At 72.4% G+C, this 4,437-nt stretch carries 3 protein-coding genes and 1 riboswitch; of the genes, 1 reads left to right on the top strand and 2 read right to left on the bottom strand.

Translation table 11 applies throughout. The annotated features are described in order from the left end of the window. Positions 1-237: 237 nt before the first annotated feature. Positions 238-609 (bottom strand): PRC-barrel domain-containing protein, encoded by a 372-nt coding sequence (locus HW445_RS19670; RefSeq protein WP_180222305.1) that lies wholly within the window; start codon positions 607-609, stop codon positions 238-240. A 126-nt stretch (positions 610-735) separates the two neighbouring features. Then, positions 736-831: riboswitch (glycine riboswitch) on the top strand. Positions 832-1,016: 185 nt separating this feature from the next. Here HW445_RS19670 and gcvP point away from each other — a divergent pair. Further along, the gene (gene gcvP, locus HW445_RS19665) at positions 1,017-3,902 is read left to right on the top strand and encodes an aminomethyl-transferring glycine dehydrogenase (protein ID WP_180222304.1); all 2,886 of its coding nucleotides are present in this window, start codon (positions 1,017-1,019) and stop codon (positions 3,900-3,902) included. An 87-nt stretch (positions 3,903-3,989) separates the two neighbouring features. Here the strand turns inward: gcvP and HW445_RS19660 are convergent, their stop codons facing one another. Continuing rightward, positions 3,990-4,178, bottom strand: coding sequence for a DUF5999 family protein (locus HW445_RS19660; RefSeq protein ID WP_151772049.1), 189 nt, complete (start codon positions 4,176-4,178; stop codon positions 3,990-3,992). Positions 4,179-4,437: the final 259 nt, after the last annotated feature.

Below are 4,437 nucleotides of genomic sequence, written 5' to 3'. Positions count from 1 at the left end.
GGGGCGCGGGTCGCGGCCCGGTCGTGGCCGGGGTGGGGCGCCGTGCGTGGCCGTGAGGCCGGCTGTGGACGTTGTGCCGGCGCGTGCTTTCCCGAGGACGCTCCCGGACAGGTGTGCTCCGGCGGTGGCTGGAGGCGTTGGGCGCTGCCCGGCGTCCGCACCCTCACCGGACGCTCCACCGGGTGTCTTCCCGGGCGCCCCCGACGCCCCTCGCCGGCGACGGGGGTGCCGCGGGGGTCAGATCTCCTCCGGGTCCGCCAGGCGGCCGAAGTCGCGGTCGGGGAGCGGAGCCGGGGGTTCGACGTCGAAGCCGTAGTGGCGGTAGAGGGAGAGTTCCTGTTCGGGGGAGAGGTGGCGGCCGACGCCGTAGCCGGGGGCGTCCTTGATGTGGGCACGGCCGTAGGGGACGCGGAGGGAGCCGTCGACCAGCTCGCTGGTCTCCAGCGGGACGAACACGTCGCGGCCGAAGAGTCCGGTCCGCACGGCCGCCCATTCGGGGGAACCGGTGGCGTCGTCGAGGTAGACCTCGTCGACGGTGCCGATGCGGTTGCCGTCGCAGTCGTACGCCTTGCGGCCGATCAGGTTCCGGGGGTCGATGTCGGTCTGCACGTTCCCTCCTTCTGGTCGCGGCGCGGGTCGCAGCACAGCCGTCGGCACCACCAAAGTGCACTTTCCGGGCGGCGGCCACTCGACGGCCTTGCCGAGGGCCTCGCTGGTAGGCTGGTCAGTGGCTGCTGACCCCGCGCGGGAGAGTCCTCCGAGAGCGTTCGGAGGCGCCGAAGGAGCAACTCCTCCCCGGAATCTCTCAGGCCCCCGTACCGCGCGGACGAGGTCACTCTGGAAAGCAGAGCGGCGCCGGTGACCCCGGACGTCCGCCGCTCTCACCGACGGTGAAAGCCGGGCGTCCTCGGGCGGCCGGTGAAGCTCTCAGGTCGTGATGACAGAGGGGGAGGCCGACGGGCACCCCACCGCCGTGGTGCCCCTGAAGGTCGCGCAAGACCAGGAGGCCTCCGCCCATGACCGCACCTCGCACCCCGCTCTCCGTACTGGAGCAGGGCATCCCCTTCGAGCAGCGCCACATCGGCCCCGACGAGGGCGCCCGCGCGAAGATGCTCGCGCAGGTCGGCTACGGCTCGCTCGACGAGCTGACCGCCGCCGCGGTCCCCGACGTGATCAAGAACGCCGACGCCCTCGACCTCCCGGGCGCGCGCACCGAGGCCGAGGTGCTCGCCGAGCTGCGTGAGCTGGCCGACCGCAACCAGGTCCTCGACCCGATGATCGGCCTCGGCTACTACGGCACCTTCACGCCTCCGGTGATCCTCCGCAACGTGATGGAGAACCCGGCCTGGTACACGGCGTACACGCCGTACCAGCCGGAGATCTCGCAGGGGCGGCTCGAGGCGCTGCTGAACTTCCAGACGATGGTCGCCGACCTGACCGGTCTTCCGACCTCCGGCGCCTCGCTGCTCGACGAGGGCACCGCGGCCGCCGAGGCGATGGCACTGTCCCGGCGCGTCGGCAAGAAGAAGAACGGGCTGTTCCTGGTCGACGCGGACGCGCTGCCGCAGACCATCGCCGTCATCGAGACCCGCGCCGTGCCGGCCGGCGTCGAGGTCGTCGTCGCCGACCTCTCGCAGGGCATCCCCGCCGCGATCGCCGAGCGCGACATCAACGGCGTGCTGCTCCAGTACCCGGGCGCCTCCGGCGCCGTGCGCGACCTCAAGCCGGTGATCGACCAGGCCCATGAGCTGGGTGCGGTCGTCACCGTCGCCGCCGACCTCCTGGCCCTGACCCTGCTGACCTCCCCCGGCGAGCTCGGCGCGGACATCGCGGTCGGCACCACCCAGCGGTTCGGCGTCCCGATGGGCTTCGGCGGTCCGCACGCCGGCTACATGGCGGTGCGCGAGCAGTTCGCCCGCAACCTGCCCGGCCGCCTGGTCGGCGTCTCGCAGGACGCGGACGGCAACAAGGCCTACCGCCTGGCGCTGCAGACCCGTGAGCAGCACATCCGCCGGGAGAAGGCCACCAGCAACATCTGCACCGCGCAGGTCCTGCTCGCCGTGATGGCCGGCATGTACGCCGTCTACCACGGCCCCGACGGACTCAAGGGCATCGCCGAGCGCACCCACCGGTACGCCGACGTCCTCGCCGCGGGGCTGAAGGCCGGCGGCGTGGAGATCGTCAACGACGCCTGGTTCGACACCGTCACCGCGCGGGTCGAGGGGCGTGCCGCCGAGGTCGTCGCCGCGGCCCGCGCGCTCGGGGTCAACCTCCGCCCGGTCGACGCCGACCACGTCTCGGCCGCCTGCGACGAGACGACCGGCCGCAAGCAGCTGGAGAAGGTCTGGGCCGCCTTCGGCGTCGAGGGCGACATAGAGGCGCTGGACGGCACGGCCGCCGACGGCCTGCCCGCGGACCTGCTGCGCACCGACGCCTACCTGACCCACCCGGTGTTCCACCAGCACCGCTCCGAGACGGCCATGCTGCGTTACCTGCGCCGGCTCGCCGACCGCGACTACGCGCTGGACCGCGGCATGATCCCGCTGGGCTCCTGCACCATGAAGCTCAACGCGACCACCGAGATGGAGCCGGTCACCTGGCCCGAGTTCGGTGCGCTGCACCCCTTCGCCCCGGCCGAGCAGGCCGAGGGCTACCTGTCGCTCATCCACGAGCTGGAGGACCGCCTCGCCGAGGTCACCGGCTACGACAAGGTCTCGCTCCAGCCGAACGCCGGCTCCCAGGGCGAGCTGGCCGGACTCCTCGCGGTCCGCGGCTACCACCGGGCCAACGGCGACACGGGCCGCACCGTCTGCCTGATCCCGTCCTCCGCGCACGGCACCAACGCGGCCAGCGCGGTCATGGCGGGCATGAAGGTCGTCGTCGTGAAGACCGCCGACGACGGCGAGATCGACGTCGAGGACCTGCGGGCGAAGATCGAGAAGCACCGCGACGAGCTGTCGGTGCTGATGATCACCTACCCGTCGACGCACGGCGTCTTCGAGGAGCACGTCGCCGACATCTGCGCGCAGGTCCACGAGGCCGGCGGCCAGGTCTACGTCGACGGGGCCAACCTGAACGCGCTGGTGGGGCTGGCCAAGCCGGGCCACTTCGGCGGCGACGTCTCGCACCTCAACCTGCACAAGACCTTCTGCATCCCGCACGGCGGCGGCGGCCCGGGCGTCGGCCCGGTGGCCGTGCGCTCGCATCTCGCGCCCTACCTGCCCAACCACCCGCTCCAGCCGGCCGCCGGTCCCGAGACGGGCGTCGGCCCGATCTCGGCGGCCCCGTTCGGCTCGGCGGGCATCCTGCCGATCTCCTGGGCGTACGTCCGGCTGATGGGCGGCGAGGGCCTCAAGCGCGCCACCCAGGTGGCGGTCCTGGCGGCCAACTACGTCGCCAAGCGGCTGGAGCCGCACTACCCGGTGCTGTACACGGGCCCCGGCGGGCTGGTGGCGCACGAGTGCATCATCGACCTGCGTCCGCTGACCAAGGCCACCGGCGTCAGCGTCGACGACGTGGCCAAGCGCCTCATCGACTACGGGTTCCACGCCCCGACGATGTCGTTCCCCGTCGCCGGCACCCTGATGATCGAGCCGACCGAGTCCGAGGACCTGACCGAGCTGGACCGGTTCGTCGAGGCGATGATCGCCATCCGCGCGGAGATCGAGAAGGTCGGGTCGGGCGAGTGGCCGGCCGACGACAACCCGCTGGGCAACGCGCCGCACACCGCCGGCGCGCTGGCCGGTGAGTGGACGCACGCCTACCCGCGGGAGACGGCCGTGTTCCCGGGCGGCGTGTCGGTGACGGACAAGTACTGGCCGCCGGTGCGGCGCATCGACCAGGCCTTCGGCGACCGGAACCTGGTCTGCTCCTGCCCGCCGCTGGACGCTTACGACGACTGAGCGGCGTAAACCGCCCGCCGCGCCGCGCGCGGTGATCGGGGCCGGTGACAGCGCTCGGGCGCTGTGGCCGGCCCCTGCGGCGTTCTCTCAGACGGCGGTGGTGAACCGGTGCGGGGCGATGACGCGGCCGTCGGGGAGGATCTCCCCGGTGTCCTCGAACAGCACGACCCCGTTGCACAGGAGGCTCCAGCCCTGCTCGGGGTGGTGCGCCACGAGACGGGCGGATTCCCGGTCGGCGGAGTCGGCTGTCGGGCACGGCGGCTGGTGCTGGCACATGGGCGGGTTCTCTCGTTCTGTGATGGACGCTTCGGCTTCCGTGTCGCGGCTGTACATGGCCGCTCCCCCCGTGGTGACGTCGTGCGGACAAGTTTTGCGCTCACGGGAGCCGTTCCGCAGGGTTTTCGCGGTACGCCCCCTCAACGGTTCCAGACGCGTCACCCGTGCGGGCGGTTCGCCCCAAGTGCGCTGATCTTCCAGGTGGTTGGGCCTGGTCCTTTCGGGCCAGGAGCGTGCCGCGCCCCCACGGCGACGGGCC

This window comes from Streptomyces sp. UH6 (assembly GCF_013421635.1).
In the GTDB taxonomy this organism is placed as follows: domain Bacteria; phylum Actinomycetota; class Actinomycetes; order Streptomycetales; family Streptomycetaceae; genus Streptomyces; species Streptomyces abyssomicinicus.
Note: the sequence above shows the minus strand (reverse complement) of the source record. Positions and strands in the feature narration are given on the sequence as shown.

Coding starts and splice junctions, on each gene's coding strand:
- gcvP (WP_180222304.1), top strand. CDS start 1,017: ATGACCGCACCTCGCACCCCGCTCTCCGTACTGGAGCAGGGCATCCCC.
- HW445_RS19660 (WP_151772049.1), bottom strand. CDS start 4,178: ATGTGCCAGCACCAGCCGCCGTGCCCGACAGCCGACTCCGCCGACCGG.